Origin of the sequence: Micromonospora sp. NPDC049359, assembly GCF_044466585.1 — a bacterium.
GTDB lineage: Bacteria > Actinomycetota > Actinomycetes > Mycobacteriales > Micromonosporaceae > Micromonospora.
This window is the reverse complement of record NZ_JBITMW010000003.1, coordinates 474,591-487,155: the sequence shown is the minus strand read 5'-3', so window position 1 is coordinate 487,155 and position 12,565 is coordinate 474,591. Positions and strand designations below refer to the sequence as shown.

14 protein-coding genes and 1 pseudogene are annotated in these 12,565 nt (G+C 69.9%); 6 read left to right on the top strand and 9 right to left on the bottom strand.

Going from position 1 to position 12,565, the window contains the following annotated elements; genetic code table 11:
• Window positions 1-137: 137 nt before the first annotated feature.
• Together ACIBTX_RS10770 and ACIBTX_RS10765 are read left to right on the top strand one after the other, a co-directional pair.
• A complete protein-coding gene (locus tag ACIBTX_RS10770) occupies window positions 138-971 on the top strand; it encodes an alpha/beta hydrolase (RefSeq protein WP_357398529.1) in 834 nt (277 codons plus the stop codon).
• A gap of 9 nt (window positions 972-980) precedes the next feature.
• Entirely contained in the window at window positions 981-1,829 is an 849-nt protein-coding gene (locus ACIBTX_RS10765; RefSeq protein ID WP_357125051.1) for an alpha/beta hydrolase, read from the top strand.
• Between the two features lie 111 nt (window positions 1,830-1,940).
• On the opposite strand, the gene ACIBTX_RS10760 is transcribed toward ACIBTX_RS10765, so the two are convergent.
• On the bottom strand, window positions 1,941-2,807 hold the full coding sequence (locus ACIBTX_RS10760) for an alpha/beta hydrolase (RefSeq protein ID WP_357173888.1): 867 nt from the start codon (window positions 2,805-2,807) through the stop codon (window positions 1,941-1,943).
• 356 nt (window positions 2,808-3,163) lie between these two features.
• Here ACIBTX_RS10760 and ACIBTX_RS10755 point away from each other — a divergent pair, with 356 nt between their 5' ends.
• Window positions 3,164-3,565 (top strand): cupin domain-containing protein, encoded by a 402-nt coding sequence (locus tag ACIBTX_RS10755; protein WP_357392481.1) that lies wholly within the window; start codon window positions 3,164-3,166, stop codon window positions 3,563-3,565.
• 51 nt (window positions 3,566-3,616) lie between these two features.
• Here ACIBTX_RS10755 and ACIBTX_RS10750 read toward each other — a convergent pair whose 3' ends face one another.
• Both ACIBTX_RS10750 and ACIBTX_RS10745 read right to left on the bottom strand, forming a co-directional pair.
• Window positions 3,617-4,390 carry a hypothetical protein gene (locus tag ACIBTX_RS10750; protein WP_357173894.1) on the bottom strand — a complete coding sequence of 258 codons (774 nt, stop codon included), beginning with the start codon at window positions 4,388-4,390 and terminating at the stop codon, window positions 3,617-3,619.
• Between the two features lie 151 nt (window positions 4,391-4,541).
• Entirely contained in the window at window positions 4,542-6,029 is a 1,488-nt protein-coding gene (locus ACIBTX_RS10745; RefSeq protein WP_357392480.1) for an endo-1,4-beta-xylanase, read from the bottom strand.
• A 398-nt stretch (window positions 6,030-6,427) separates the two neighbouring features.
• Between ACIBTX_RS10745 and ACIBTX_RS10740 the strand changes: the two genes are divergently transcribed.
• Complete coding sequence (locus ACIBTX_RS10740) at window positions 6,428-7,672, top strand: PQQ-dependent sugar dehydrogenase (RefSeq protein ID WP_396832372.1); 1,245 nt, start codon at window positions 6,428-6,430, stop codon at window positions 7,670-7,672.
• Window positions 7,673-7,820: 148 nt separating this feature from the next.
• Here the strand turns inward: ACIBTX_RS10740 and ACIBTX_RS10735 are convergent.
• Window positions 7,821-7,892 (bottom strand): annotated as a pseudogene (locus tag ACIBTX_RS10735) (nucleotidyltransferase); the annotation flags it as partial.
• A 206-nt stretch (window positions 7,893-8,098) separates the two neighbouring features.
• On the opposite strand from ACIBTX_RS10735, the gene ACIBTX_RS10730 reads away from it, so the two are divergent.
• Together ACIBTX_RS10730 and ACIBTX_RS10725 are read left to right on the top strand one after the other, a co-directional pair.
• The gene (locus ACIBTX_RS10730) at window positions 8,099-8,308 is read left to right on the top strand and encodes a hypothetical protein (RefSeq protein ID WP_396832371.1); all 210 of its coding nucleotides are present in this window, start codon (window positions 8,099-8,101) and stop codon (window positions 8,306-8,308) included.
• 49 nt (window positions 8,309-8,357) lie between these two features.
• The gene (locus ACIBTX_RS10725) at window positions 8,358-8,711 is read left to right on the top strand and encodes a hypothetical protein (protein WP_357392478.1); all 354 of its coding nucleotides are present in this window, start codon (window positions 8,358-8,360) and stop codon (window positions 8,709-8,711) included.
• Window positions 8,712-8,760: 49 nt separating this feature from the next.
• On the opposite strand, the gene ACIBTX_RS10720 is transcribed toward ACIBTX_RS10725, so the two are convergent.
• The 5 genes from ACIBTX_RS10720 to ACIBTX_RS10700 form a co-directional block, all read right to left on the bottom strand.
• Window positions 8,761-9,090, bottom strand: coding sequence for a TraR/DksA C4-type zinc finger protein (locus ACIBTX_RS10720; RefSeq protein WP_355047864.1), 330 nt, complete (start codon window positions 9,088-9,090; stop codon window positions 8,761-8,763).
• Window positions 9,091-9,436: 346 nt separating this feature from the next.
• Window positions 9,437-9,667, bottom strand: a complete 231-nt coding sequence (locus ACIBTX_RS10715) for a ferredoxin (RefSeq protein WP_363660529.1) — start codon at window positions 9,665-9,667, stop codon at window positions 9,437-9,439.
• Window positions 9,661-10,890 (bottom strand): cytochrome P450, encoded by a 1,230-nt coding sequence (locus ACIBTX_RS10710; RefSeq protein WP_357125014.1) that lies wholly within the window; start codon window positions 10,888-10,890, stop codon window positions 9,661-9,663. Before ACIBTX_RS10710 ends, ACIBTX_RS10715 begins: the two co-directional genes overlap by 7 nt.
• A 264-nt stretch (window positions 10,891-11,154) precedes the next feature.
• Window positions 11,155-11,976, bottom strand: a complete 822-nt coding sequence (locus ACIBTX_RS10705; RefSeq protein WP_396832370.1) for an alpha/beta fold hydrolase — start codon at window positions 11,974-11,976, stop codon at window positions 11,155-11,157.
• A 19-nt stretch (window positions 11,977-11,995) separates the two neighbouring features.
• Window positions 11,996-12,565, bottom strand: a complete 570-nt coding sequence (locus tag ACIBTX_RS10700; RefSeq protein ID WP_355047859.1) for a DJ-1/PfpI family protein — start codon at window positions 12,563-12,565, stop codon at window positions 11,996-11,998.

The following is a 12,565-nucleotide window of genomic DNA, read 5'->3' as shown; positions in this document are numbered from 1 at the left end:
CCGCATCGCCCATCGCTCGTTGTCTTTCGGGCGGCCGACGACGCCGGGGACTACGTGATTCGGGTGATTCCGAAACGCCGCCACCTCCGTACCTTCGGCAGGGTTCCCAGCGTGGAACGCAAGCCCAAGGAGTACGCATGCCCCATGTCAGCGTTGGCTCAGAGGGAGCCAACCCGATCGACATCCACTACGAGGACCACGGCGCCGGCACGCCGGTCGTGCTCAGCCACGGCTACCCGCTCAGCGGGCAGGCCTGGGAGAAGCAGGTCGCCGCACTGCTCGCCGCCGGGTACCGCGTTATCACGTACGACCGGCGCGGTTGGGGCGATTCCAGCCAGCCCGCGGGTGGATACGACTACGACACGTTCGCCAGCGATCTGAACGTGCTCCTCACGACACTGGACGTACGCGACGCCATTCTCGTGGGCCACTCGATGGGGACCGGTGACGTCGCCCGGTACCTGGGTCGCTACGGCACCGAACGCGTCGCGAAGGCCGTGCTGATGTCGCCGATTCCGCCGTTCCTCCTGAAGACGGACGACAATCCCGAAGGCGCGCCGCAGGCGTTGTTCGATGGGTTCATCCAGGCCGCGCGGGCCGACCGGAACGGGTGGCTCAAGCAGTTCCTGGAGAACTTCTACAACCTCGACGTGTACGGCGGATCGCTGGTCGGCGACGAGGCGTTCCAGGCCAGTCTGGCCGTGGCCGAGGCCGGGTCCCCGGTCGCCGCGGTGGCGTGTATCCCCACCTGGCTCACCGACTTCCGCGAGGACCTGGCCAAGGTTGACGTGCCGGTGCTCGTGATCCAGGGCGACCAGGACCGTGTGCTGCCCATCGGGGTGACCGGCCAGCGGGTTGCCACCTTCGTCGGGGATTCCCGGTTGCTCGTCATCGAGGGCGGGCCGCACGCCATTGCCTGGACCCACGCCGATCAGGTCAACGCCGCCCTGCTCGATTTCGTGCAGCAGTAAGGAGAAACCGTGAAATTGTCCTTCAAGCGCCGCCTCGTCTCGGTAGGCGTGGCCATCGGTGCCCTCACCCTGACCGGTGTCGGTGTCGGCACCGCGCAGGCCTCGGCGACTCACGTCACGCAGTCGCGCCCCGCCGCGACCAAGCCGACGGTCGTGCTCGTGCACGGCGCGTGGGCGGACGGGTCGAGTTGGGACAAGGTGACCGCCAAGCTCCAGCACGACGGCTACCGGGTGGTCACCCCGCCGAACCTGCTGTCGGGCGTGGCGAACGACGCCGCGAGTCTCCGCGCGTACCTGGACACCATCACCGGGCCGATCGTCCTCGTCGGGCACTCGTACGGCGGCATGGTGATCACGAACGCCGCCCTGGGCAACGAGCGGGTCAAGGCCCTGGTGTACGTCGACGCGTACATCCCGGACCAGCACGACACCGTCTTCTCGCTGACCTCGGCCGTGCCGGGCTCGGTCTTCGGGGGCGACACGTCCGCCGTCTTCGACCAGGTCGCGATCCCCGGTGAGACCGGCAACGTCAACCTGTACGTGAAGCCGTCGGTCTTCGGTACGGCGTTCGCCGGCAGGAGCATTCCCGCCAAGGACGTGGCGGTGCTGGCCGCCCGGCAGCGTCCGCTGGCCTTCAGCGCTCTGGTCGAGGAGTCCGGCGCGCCGGCGTGGAAGACGATCCCCTCGTGGTCGGTGATCGGCAAGCAGGACGCCGTCATCCCTGCCGCCGAGCAGGTCGTCATGTCCGAGCGGGCCAAGGCGCACAGCGTCCAGATCAACGCACCCCACCTGTCCATGGTCACCGACTCGGGTGCGGTCACCAACCAGATCGAGGCCGCCGCCAAGGCGACCAACTGACACGGCGGCCGGCCGTGGCACCGCACAGCGCGATGCCACGGCCGGTCGGGAGGTGGCCGCGTGGGCTGGTCCAGCCCACGCGGCCACTGCTGCCGATGTCACGAGACCTCGTCAGGCGGTCGTCCGGGCCGCCTCCAGAATGACCCTGGTGACCTGGTCCGGGTGCGAGATCAGGCCCAGGTGACCGGCGTCGATCCGGGTGATGTCGGCCCCCGCCCGCTTCATCATCTCCTCCTGGCGGGCCGGCGGAATGACCAGGTCCTCGGTGCCGACCACCGCCCACGCGGGGATCGTCTTCCACGCCGGCTCCGTGGCCGGCTCGCCCAGCGCGTTGGTGGCCAGGGCGGTCTGGGTCACGGCGAGCACCTCCGCCTGCCGCCGGGGCAGACCGTTGGCGAAGCCGGGGATGAACACCTTCGGCAGGACGTACGCGTCGGCCGCGCCCTCCGGGGCACCGGGGAACGGCACGAGCCGGAAGACGCTCGTGGGGTCGGTCAGGGCCGGCTCGAGGATCGAGCCGGAGCCCGCGGTGAGCTCCTCCACGGTCTCCCCCTTGTCCGGCGCGAAGGCGTCCACGAACACGAGCGCCTTGACGTTCTTGTTGCCGGTGGCGGCGTCGCTGATCACGAAGCCACCGTACGAGTGGCCGGCGAGCACGATGGGACCTTCGATGGTGGACAGGAAGTCCTTCAGGTAGCCGCTGTCGATCGACGGCCCTCGGCCGGGTTGCGGCGCGACCTGGACGTCGAAACCGCGCGCCTGGAGTCTGCGGATCTCCCCATTCCAGCTTGAGCCGTCGGCCCAGGCGCCGTGCACGAGGACGATCGTCGGTCTGCTGCGGTGCCCCTCGTCGGGGGTTGGTCGCACACCGCCGTCCGCGAACACGCTTGGGGTGCTTGAGCCGAGCACCGTCACCAGAGTTGCGGCGGCGAGCGCTGCGGCGATCACCTTCGGCCGACGTAGCGAGATTCTGAGCATGTCTGTTCCCCCTCGTTGGTCAGTGGATGCCGAACGCGGGCAGATGCGGGTGGCCGCCAACGCTGCCCGGTCGGAGCCGCGACCGGTCGGGTCCACCGCCGAGCGGTGCGTCGACCGGTGACGGGCCGGCCTCCGACGCCTCGGTGACTGCACGATCGCCCGACTTCACGGTACTCACAATGAGTCGGAATAATGGACGAAACAGGAGAAGTGCTCAGATTTGCTATCTTCCGAGGAAACCCGCCAAACGGGTTGCTTCCCCAGTCGCCGCGTGTGCTCGGAGCCGACCGCCCCCACCGGCCCAGCGCCGGGAAACGCCCTCCACGGAGGTGCGAGACGTCCCTTAGGTTTCGGCAATGCAGATCATCGAAGGGGCGGGCCGGTGGACCACACCCGGCGGAGCCGTCAACGACTGGATCGAACACCTGAGGGTTCCGGACCTGTCGGTGGGAACGTACTGCATCCCGGCGGGAGGTCTCGACGATCAGAGCCCGCACACCGAGGATGAGATCTACGTGGTCACCGCCGGCCGGGCCCGGATCGTGACCCCGGACGGCACAGCCGAGGTGGCCCCAGGTTCGGTGGTCTTCGTGCCGGCCGGCGAGGAGCACCATTTCGACGAGGTGACCGAGGACCTGACGCTGCTGGTGGTGTTCGGTCCGGCGTACGGCTCGCGCGCTCCAGATCGGCGAGCCGACCAGTTCGGCCGGGGTACGGCAGCAGAGCCGCACCCCGGCAGGAACGTCGATCGCGACTGACATCACGACCACCGGCGTCGAACGCCCCCGCGCACCTGCGGGGGCGTCAGCTCAGCAGCCGAGCCGCTTGGTCGACAGGGCGATGTCGTCGATCCAGAGGTCGAACTCACCCGGCGTCGTGCCGCCCTGGTAGAGCTGCCAGCCGATCTTCACCGTGTCGACGCTCGGCAGGACGAAGGGAACGTCATTACCGCCGTGGTCGTTCGTGGAGGCGGTCAGCTCCGGGTTCGCCACGCCGTCGATCCACACGGCGACGCTGTTGTCCGCCCCGTCGATCTTCCACTCGAAACACTGCCAGGTGTCCTCGACGACCGGGGCGGACTCCCGCCAGTTGGTCCAGTCGCCGGTGGGACCGCCGTCGGCCCCGATGCCCCAGAACGTGCCGGGCACGGTGGGGGCGTACTGGCCACCGATCGGACGCACGACCTCCGCGCTACCGCTACCGGTCGCCTCGACCAGCGTGAAGTGCGCCCAGTCCGGGGCGGTGGGGAAGGCGTCGACGCGCAGGCGCATCCGGCCGTAGAAGCGGTTGCCCGGCGCGGCGAAGTCGTCGACGCGCAGGAAGGCACGTCCGTTGTCGACCGTGTGGACGTGCAGCACCTGGTTGCCCCGGCGAGCACGTTCGACGGTGAGCGTGCCGTGGCGGGTGTCGACGCCCCAGTTCACCGTGCTGGCCCCGCCGGCGGGCAGTCGCTCGAAGTCCTCACAGAAGAGCAGGCCACGGGGGCACGAGGGCCGGGACGCGCCCGACGCCCCGGCCGGAGCGCTGCCGACCGTGGTGCCGAGGATCAGGGCGGCGCTGAACACCGCGAGAAGTCTGCGCATGGTCGTTCTCCCTATCGACGAGGTGCGGTACGCGAGGACGGTCACTTCGGTCGCGTACCGGTCCGACCACGACGGCGCCCGGGCCCGGAGCGGGTGGCTCCGGGCCCGGTCAGCGTCCCGACGCGGAGGGACCGGTACGCGTCGTCGCGCGTCAACTGGTGCAGGAGAGACCGCTCGGTGCGGTAGTACTGCTGCCGTTGACCAGGAAACCGAAGGTGGTCGAGGCGTTCGCGCCGAGAGACCCGTTGTAGTCGGCGTTACGGACGCTGACCGTTCCGCTGGTGCCGGTGTTGATGCCATTCCAGACATTGGCGATGCTCTGCCCGCTGGCCAGCGTCAGCCGTACGGTCCAGCCGCTGAGGGTGGCGGAGCCGTTGTTGGCCACCGTGACCTCGCCCTGGTAGCCACCGTTCCAGCTGTTGACCATCCGGTACGTCGCGCTACAGGCACCCGGCGGCGGCGTGGTCGGCGGAGGAGTGGTCGGCGGAGGAGTGGTCGGCGGAGGGGTCGTCGGCGGAGGAGTGGTCGGCGGAGGGGTCGTCGGCGCAGGGGTCGTCGGCGGAGGGGTCGTCGGCGGCGTTCCCGGCACGGTGGTGGAGGCGGCGTTGAGCGCGTTGAGGACGGCGGTGTACGCCGCCTTCGGGTTGCTGTTGCGGTCGAAGAGCAGCGGGTTCTCGCTGCCGCGCCACGAGTCGCTGTCCCGAATGCCCCACGTCGTGATGCCAACGCAGCGGGGGACGTTCATGCAGGCCTGGGTGAGGCCCTGGTACTGGCTGGTCGAGGCGTTGGTGACGTCGGCCTCGGTCAACGCCACGTCGACCCCGAGGGCGGCGAAGCTGGACAGGGTCTGCTGGAAGTTGCCGGGCAGCGAACTGCCGCCGGTGAAGTGGGTCTGCAGGCCCACGCAGTCGACCGGCACGCCCCGGGACTTGAAGTCCCTGATCATGTTGTAGACGCCCTGCGTCTTGGCGTACGTCCAGTTCTCGATGTTGTAGTCGTTGTAGCACAGCTTCACGCTCGGGTCGGCGGCGCGCGCGGTCCGGAACGCGACCTCGATCCAGTCGTTGCCGGTGGACTGCAGGTTCGACGACCGCCGACTGCCGTTCTCGGCGAAGGCCTCGTTAACCACGTCCCAGTACGCGAACTTGCCCTTGTAGTGGGCCATGACCCCGTTGATGTGGCTGATCATCGCGTTCCGCAGGGCGGTGCCGCTCAGGCTCCCCCAGAACCTCGGCTGCTGGGCGTGCCACGCCAGGGTGTGACCACGGAACCGCATGCCGCGCTGGGTGGCCCAGTTGTAGATCGCGTCACCGCGATCAAAGTTGAACTGGCCGGGGTTGGGCTCGGTCGCGTCGGGCTTCATCTCGTTGACGGCCGTCATCATGTCGAACTCACGGCTCGCGATGGTCAGGAAGCCCGAGTCGTTGAGGCGGTCCGCCCCCATGGCGGCGCCGAAGTACCGGCCGCTGCGCTCGGCGGCGGCCTTCAGGGTGGTCCCGGGCGATCCGGGGAGGTCGGCGCGGGCGAAGGTCGCCACGGCCATCGAGGACACGGTGATCGCCAGGGCGCAGGCCCCACCCAGGAGCAGCCTGGCGGCCCCCCTGGTTCGGCGCTTCGGTCGAGCGGGTACGTCGTTCATCTGTGCACTTCTCCTCGGTGTTTCGTCTGGTCCGTTGCCGACTCGAGGCACGGAACCGAGGAGCACCGCACGGCCGACGACCGGAGCACCGCGCTCGCCACTGGACCAGCACGCCGCAGGTGACGCCGAGCCGGCGTCAACCCCGCCGCGCCCGAAATCGGTGGCCACCGCCGGCTGCCCGGCCCGCCCGGTGGATGGCGAACACTCCGCGCCGCACGCCCCTGCGGAGTAACACTGCCCTGCCGCGATGCTATATCGAATCAGCTCGATCTGGACAGCCGGCGACCGACAACGGTGGCGCGCACGGCGGAGGACCAGCCGGTTTGGCATCGACTTAGATCGATGTAGTGTGGAAACGCTCCCACACCACCACCACCCACCTGATTGAGGAGCCGAACATGCAGCGACGGCGACAACGTCCGGCCACCATGCTGGCCGGCCTGCTCATCCTGACCCTGTCCGTGCTTCTGTCACCACCCGCGTCGGTGGCCAGCACCGCGGCGACCGGCACATCCCACGCCCGCGCGACGCCACTCACCGAGCTGACCGTGGTGTCCGAGCGGGTGGCGTTCGGACTGCAGCGCCCGATCGCGATCACCGGCCTGCCGGACGGTCGAATGTTGATCGCGGAGAAGAACGGCACCGTCCGCGCGTACCACCCCGCCACCGGCCTGGCGGCCGATCCGGTGCTCGACCTGACCGCCCGGATCGACACGTCCGACAACGAGCGCGGCCTTCTCGGCATCACGCCCGCACCGAACTTCGCGCGCACCGGGATCCTCTACGTGGCCTACACGAGCCTGCCGGCCGGAGCGCTGACCCTGGCGCGGGTGCCGCTCGGCGCTCCCGACCGGCTACAGGTGCTGCTCACCCAGGAGCACGCCGAGTTCGGCAACCACAACGGCGGACAGGTGGCCTTCGGCCGCGACGGCTACCTCTACTGGTCCACCGGCGACGGCGGAAACGCGAACGACCCGTTCAAGAGCGGCCAGAACCTCGGCACCCTGCTCGGCAAGATCGTACGGATCGACGTCAACCGCGGCTGCGGGGGCAAGCCCTACTGCGTACCCCTGGACAACCCCTTCGTCCGCACGGCGGGCGCGCGGCCGGAGATCTGGGTCTACGGGCTGCGCAACCCGTGGAAGTTCTCCATCGACCCGGTCGACAACTCGCTCTGGATCGGCGACGTCGGCCAGGGCCTGATCGAGGAGATCAACCACATCCGCCCGTCGCAGCGTGGCGCGAACCTCGGCTGGTCCTGCAAGGAGGGCACGCCGGTCTTCGACCAGACGCAGTGCCGGCCGGGCGTACGGCTCACCGACCCGGTCGCCGAGTACGAGCACTACCTGACGGACAACTGCTCCATCATCGGCGGCCTGGTGTACCGGGGGTCCGTCACCCCGGAGGCGCGGGGGACCTACATCGCGAGCGACTACTGCTCGACCCGCGCGTTCGCCGTGCGTCCCACGTCCACGGGTGGCTACGAGTCCGCCGAGATCGGCACCTTCCCCACCCAGCCGACGGCGTTCGGCGCGGACGTGAACGGGGAACTATACGTGCTCAGCGACCTCCCGGGCTGGCTGAGCAAGGTCCGGTTCGAGCGGGTCCAGCCCACCCCGACCGCCGGGGTGGCCAACCGCTGAGCCTCGGCGGAAACCGGCACCGGTGACACCGCGGTGGACTGCCACGCACCCGTGGCGGTCCACCGCGGCACGGGGCCAACCACGTCGTCGGTCCTGGTTGGCCGCCGCCGGCTCACGGGCCGGGGAGGACGACGCGTTCCCGGCCGGGGAGCTGATTCCGCGCGTAGTTGCCGTAGGTCTCGGCCACACGCCTCGACAGGAACGCCTGCCGGGACGCTACCCAACCACCGACCCGCACGCGCCACCGTTTCCCGGCGGACCGGGCCGACGGTCGTTCCCGACCAGTGGTACGTCATCGCCAGCAGCGGCCGAACGAGCGCGACCCGGCAGGCCCACGATGTCATCCAGTTCACCGACCACATCGCCCGGAGGCGGTCACCCAACGCGAACATGGTCCACACTCTGGGCGACGGCTATGGTTGGGGCATGCACGACAGACGCGGCCCCCGGCGCGTCGGCGAGCGGACGCCGCAGCCGACATTGCTGCTGCTCGCCGTGCTCCTGCTGGTGCTCTCAGCCACCCGCTCGATCGGGTTGTGCATCGTGTTCCGTTCCGCACGGCGGGCGACCCCCGGTTGCGTGCCCGCCTGGTCAGCGGATCGCGCTCCCCCGCGCCACGCGCTGCGCCTCGCCTGATCCACCCGCCCCGGCTCGCGCCGACCCATGGTGTGTCCAGTTCGCCGCCATGACCGGCCGTGCCACCACCACGCCCACCGCACTTCGCCCGGCCACGCTCGCCGGCCTGCGCGCCGCCGAGCCGCTACGCGGATGCGCCGCCCTGCCCGCTGGAGTCCCCATGATTGTCGAACTGACCCCGCTGCCCGGTATCGGGGTACGCCGCATGTTCACCACCGCTGACGGTCGTCGAGTGGGCGTGGTCACGCACCACCCGGGCGGGCGACGAGATCTCGTCTACGAGTCCCCCGACGACCCCGACGCCACCTGCTCGCTCACCCTGACGCGCTCCGAGGCCGTGACGCTTGCCGGACTTCTGGGCATCCTCGACATCGTCACCGTGACGGAGCCATCTCCCGCGTGACGGCCGGTGTGGCTGCCGTACCGCTGCGGCACGGCAGCCACACCGCCGGTCAGCCGTTCTGCTTCGCCTGGCAGGACACGCAGAACTGCGCATGCGGAAGGATTTCGAGCCGCTCGGCCGGGATGTTCTGGCGGCACTTCGCGCAGGTCCCGTAGGTACCGGCGCTGATGCGGCTCAGCGCACCGGTGATCTGCTCGATGTTGCGCCGGGTGGCCACCAGCAGCGCGGCCCGGTTGTGGGCCTCGCTCGGGTCGCCGGTGTCCGCGTTGAGCTCGGTGAGTTCCCGCAGCCGAGCCGTCTGCGTGGCGAAGTCTTCCGCCAGCGAGGCTCGCAGATCAGCCAGCCAACGCTGGTCGACAGCTCGTTGATCGACGCTCATGGTCCTACCTCTGCTTCCGAAGGGTAAAAAGAAAAGGGCCGAAGCTGGATAGCTTCGCCCTGGCGGTCGTTCCGTGATGCAACGGTTCCGCTGGGGGGCCTCGGCCGGTTCGCGCCGGGCTGGTCAGCCACGAGATGGGCGCGATGCGCGGCACGCGGACAACCGGTACCCGCATATCGACCGTCCGGCACGCGGCCATCGCCACATGGGCAGCCCCGATCGCCGCCACGCCGGTGACGGCAGGAGAGCGGAACGTAACCGAGGACATGTCTCCACCATAGGCGGCGACCACGGCGATGCCAACGCCGGAGGAACGGCCGGCCTCACGCGCGGCGTGGGTGACGGGTCACTCCTCCGGGGCGATCAGCCGGTCGTCCGTGACGTCCCGGACGATGATCGCCTCCACCGGGCACGAGTTGGCGGCGTCGAGGACGACCTCGGCCGGGGAGACGACGCCGGCCAACGGCGCGGACACACCGTCGACCAGGCGAAAATGCTCGGGCGCGGTGCCGGCGCAGATGCTCGTGCCGATGCAACGAGCCGGGTCCACCCCGACCCGCCAGGCGGTGCTCACCACGCCACCGGCATGCTGAGCAGGCCCCGTACCAACATGCCGCGCTTCCACTTCAGCTCGGCCTCCGGTACGGCGAGCCGCAGGCCGGGCAGACGGGTGACGAAGGTGCTGACGGCTACCTGCAACTCCATGCGGGCCAACTGCGCGCCGACGCAGTGGTGTACGCCGTGTCCGAAGCCCAGGTGCGGTTTCTGCTCGCGATCGAAGTCCAGCCGGTCCGGGTCGGCGAAGACCGTGCCGTCCCGATTCGCCGACGACAGTGAGCCGAGAACCGGTTCACCGGCCCGGACCAGCACCCCGCCGACCTCGACGTCCTCCTTGGCGTACCGGGCGAAGGAGGAACCGACGCCGAGCGGCACGTACCGCAGAAGTTCCTCGACCGCGGCCGGCACCAGCGACGGATCGGACCGCAGCCGCGCGAGCTGGTCCGGATTGTGCAGCAGGACGTAGACGAAGTTGGGGATCTGGGTCACCGTCGTCTCGTGACCGGCCGCGAGGAGCCCCGCGGCCAGCTCCACCAGTTCGGTCTCGCTGAGCCGGTCCTGGTTCTCGTCGCGGGCCCGCACCAGCGCGCCGAGCAGGTCGTCGATCCCCGGGTCGCGGCGACGCTCGGCGACCAGGCCACCGATGTAGCCCCAGAGATTGTTCAGGTACTCCTGGATCGTCTCCAGCGGCAGTGAGGTGGTCGAGACGATCGCCTCGGACCAGACGTGGAAACGGTCGCGGTCGGCGTACGGGACGCCGAGCAGCTCACAGATCACCTGGATCGGCAGTGGCGTGGCGACGTGCTCCACCAGGTCGGCCGGGGGACCGAGCCGGAGCATGTCGTCGACCAGCGTGTCGGCGATCTCCTGGGTGCGAGGTCGCAGCGCCTCCACTCGACGTGCCGTGAACGCCTTGGCCACCAGCCGGCGCAGCCGGGTGTGATCGGGCGGATCCATGGTCAGCATGCCGCTGTACTGCTGGCGCGGGGTGAGCCGGGGCTCGTCACGGTCGACGGCTGGCGCGCGGCCGAACCGCACGTCGCCGAGGACCGTACGGACGTCCTCGTACCGGGTGGCGAGCCACGCCTCCTCCCCGTAGGGGAGCTGCACCCGGGTCATCGGCTCGTGCTCGCGCAGCTCGCCGTAGGTCGGATCGACGACGAGGCGGTCGGGCACACTGAACGGGTACGACCGCACGGGCGGAACGGTTCGGCTCTCGGTGCTCTGCGCGCTCTCGGTCATCCGGCTTCCCTTCGTCGAGACGGCGTGATCCGCAGGCCGGCGCCACCTTCACAGCGGCTTCAGATCGCCCACGCCCAGGGCGTGGATCAACACACCCCTACGCATCGTGACGTTTCAATGTCGGATCGTAGCGAGGGACGTCGATGATCGCCATGGAAACCGATCCGCGTCCCGTACGGGACAGCCGTGCTCCCAGCGGATCGCTCGCGGCAGGATTGAGCTTCTCGCACGGACTGCGGACCGTAGCGGCGACCGGGGCGGGTGTCAGTGACCTCGGTCCTGGCCGAGGAAGCACGACAGCAGTTGCTGGAACTCGCGCGGGTGTTCGACCGCCGGCACGTGCCCGCATCGACCGAACACGTGCAGACGCACGTCGGCCAGGTGTTCGAGCAGGGGTCGGGTGGCTGCCTCGATCGGGGTGACGCGGTCCTGGGCGCCGTGCACGAGCAGCACGGGCGCGTGGATCGCTGCCAGCCGCTGCGCGGTGAGGGTGAGGTCGTCGACCCATCGTGCCCTCGGTGCGGGGAACAACGACGCGTACGCGGACGCCCCATCCCGCATCGCCGCCGCCCGCGCCTCGACGGCCGCGTCGGTGACGAGAGCCTGGTCGAGGAGGAGGCGGCTCAGCATGTCCCGCGCCCCGAGCGGGCCGGCGGGGGCGGCCCAGACCGCGTCGAGATCGACGGACAGCGGCGCCCCCGGAGCGCCCATCGTGGAGACCGCCACGACCCGGGTCACCCGCTCAGGGCGGGCCGCCGCCAGTGCCAGCGCCACGGCGCCGCCCATGGAGTGACCCACCACGGCGTAGGACTCGATACCGAGAGCATCCATCAGGCCCGCCGCCTGCTCCGTCCACAGCCGGAGTCCGCTCGGGGAGCCGGCCGGCACGGGCGTACGGCCGAACCCCGCCTGGTCAGGAGCCACCACGTGCCAGGACGTGCCCAGCGCCTGCGCCGTCGATGCCCAGGCGCCGGACCCGGTCGTGCCGGGTCCGGAGCCGTGCAGCATCAACACCGCGGGCCCGGCGCCGCTCTCCAGAACGTGGACGGGTGAACCGTCGACCGCGACGGTCCGAAGTGCTGTCACCGGGGCAGGCCGGGCGTGCTCACGCCGAGGCGGAGCTGACGGACTTCGAGAAGACCTCCATCATCGCCCTGCCGAACTGCGGCATGTCGGGCCATCCCCGGCAGGAGACGAGGTTGCCGTCCACGACGTCGGGTGCGTCGATGACCGTCGCGCCCGCGTTCTCCATGTCCCCCGTGATGGGCGGGAAGCACGCCGTCTTCCGACCCTTCAGGAGCCCGTACACCGCTGGCACCTGCGCGCCGTGGCACACCAGAGCGATGGGGAGGTTGCGCGCGAAGAAGTGCTCGGTGATGCGCCTGACGTCGGCGTCGACCCGGATCCACTCGGGGGCGCGTCCGCCGGGGATGATGAGGGCGTCGTAGCGCTCGACGTCGACCTCGGCCCAGGGCACGTCGACCGGCAGCTTGCGCCCGTTCTTCTCCACGTAGGCGTCGGAGTTGGGGTCGAACTCGTGGATGACCAACTGCACGTCACGCAGCGTCCGTGACGAGACGTCGACGTCCCAGCCGCCCTCCTGCACGCGGTAGTAGGGATACATGGTGTCGAGTTCCTCGGCGGCGTCGCCGGTCAGGAGCAGCGCTCTGGGCAC

Excerpts from the sequence above, each read along its gene's own strand:
- ACIBTX_RS10770 (WP_357398529.1), top strand. The coding sequence starts at position 138 with ATGCCCCATGTCAGCGTTGGCTCAGAGGGAGCCAACCCGATCGACATC.
- ACIBTX_RS10725 (WP_357392478.1), top strand. The coding sequence starts at position 8,358 with ATGACCGGCCGTGCCACCACCACGCCCACCGCACTTCGCCCGGCCACG.
- ACIBTX_RS10745 (WP_357392480.1), bottom strand. The coding sequence starts at position 6,029 with ATGAACGACGTACCCGCTCGACCGAAGCGCCGAACCAGGGGGGCCGCC.
- ACIBTX_RS10710 (WP_357125014.1), bottom strand. The coding sequence starts at position 10,890 with ATGACCGAGAGCGCGCAGAGCACCGAGAGCCGAACCGTTCCGCCCGTG.
- ACIBTX_RS10755 (WP_357392481.1), top strand. The coding sequence starts at position 3,164 with ATGCAGATCATCGAAGGGGCGGGCCGGTGGACCACACCCGGCGGAGCC.
- ACIBTX_RS10720 (WP_355047864.1), bottom strand. The coding sequence starts at position 9,090 with ATGAGCGTCGATCAACGAGCTGTCGACCAGCGTTGGCTGGCTGATCTG.
- ACIBTX_RS10740 (WP_396832372.1), top strand. The coding sequence starts at position 6,428 with ATGCAGCGACGGCGACAACGTCCGGCCACCATGCTGGCCGGCCTGCTC.
- ACIBTX_RS10750 (WP_357173894.1), bottom strand. The coding sequence starts at position 4,390 with ATGCGCAGACTTCTCGCGGTGTTCAGCGCCGCCCTGATCCTCGGCACC.
- ACIBTX_RS10730 (WP_396832371.1), top strand. The coding sequence starts at position 8,099 with ATGCACGACAGACGCGGCCCCCGGCGCGTCGGCGAGCGGACGCCGCAG.
- ACIBTX_RS10760 (WP_357173888.1), bottom strand. The coding sequence starts at position 2,807 with ATGCTCAGAATCTCGCTACGTCGGCCGAAGGTGATCGCCGCAGCGCTC.